We start from the raw sequence: 1,145 nt of genomic DNA, 5'->3' as shown, positions 1-1,145 counted from the left end.
AAAGTAAACACTTTATTTCCACAAGGATAAGAGATGGAATTTTCTTGCATGAAAGATTTTCTTCCTTGTAATTTTTCAAGCATTAAAGGAAGTTCTTTTCTAAATAAGGCTTTATCAGGTATACCACAACCATGATCTAAATTTTTAATAAATTTTCCATCAATTTTATTTTCATCTATCAAATTTAAGCTTACATCGTAACCTAAAATTTTTAATATTTGCATGGTTTGTTCTTTAAAATTGGCAGGCGTTAGAGGATCTTTATCGCTATGATAACTCACATAAATAATATTTTTATTTTTTTGACTTTGCAAAATCAAATGATCCTTATTTAACAATGTTCTAATAAAATAATTTTCATTATTAAAAAAATAAGGTGAATTTTCTTTACGTGTCCAATGGGTTTTTACAAAACATTCTATTAAAATATGCGAACTATTTAAAACATAATCACAACCGTCCTCCATTTCTCTTCCTAAAATATAATTTAAAGGTGGCAAAGCCGAACCCGAATTATCAATCACGCCATCCACATACCAAGGAGCTATCTTTGCTATGAGTAAAGATAGGTATCCTCCATAAGACCCCCCCCCATAAATTTTTGGTAAATCTGCAAATTTTGGAAAGCGTTTAACTAAATCTTTTAAAGCATTGATATGATCAATAGCTGCCATAATGCCAAAATTTTGATAATCTCCATTAGGCGGGATAAAAGTTGAAGTAAATTTCGCTTGATAATTTTGTACTAGTTTTCCTTGTGATTTTAAAGTAGCAATACAATGATCTAAATGATGATAATATTCTAAAGCATTATTAGAATTTAAATTTCTACCATCAATGTTAAAATCATTCAATACTTTAGAAAAATTTTCCAGATCTTCTTCTAAAAATTTTGCACTTGCATCGTATTTTAAAACATCTGAACGTCTTTGACAAAAACAATGATAAAAAACATTTATTGTCACTACATCAAAATTTTTAGCAATATAATTTCTATAAGAATCTAAAAAATATATATTTGCATTAGCTCCATAACCTCCTATGACAAAAACTATAGCTTTGAGATCTTTTTCATCATCATAACTGATGCGATATTCAAGCTTACTGGTTCTTTTAATGCCTAGTTCTACATCATCACAAGAATC

1 protein-coding gene is annotated in these 1,145 nt (G+C 28.1%); it reads right to left on the bottom strand.

Features of this window, described 5'->3' with window-relative positions:
- The coding region (locus AJN70_RS03250) for a DUF2920 family protein (RefSeq protein ID WP_148128153.1) at positions 1-1,145 on the bottom strand (1,145 nt) is incomplete at both ends.

The sequence above is a fragment of the Campylobacter sp. BCW_4341 genome (genome assembly GCF_001764255.1).
Classification (GTDB): Bacteria; Campylobacterota; Campylobacteria; order Campylobacterales; family Campylobacteraceae; genus Campylobacter_D; species Campylobacter_D jejuni.
Note: the sequence above shows the minus strand (reverse complement) of the source record. Positions and strands in the feature narration are given on the sequence as shown.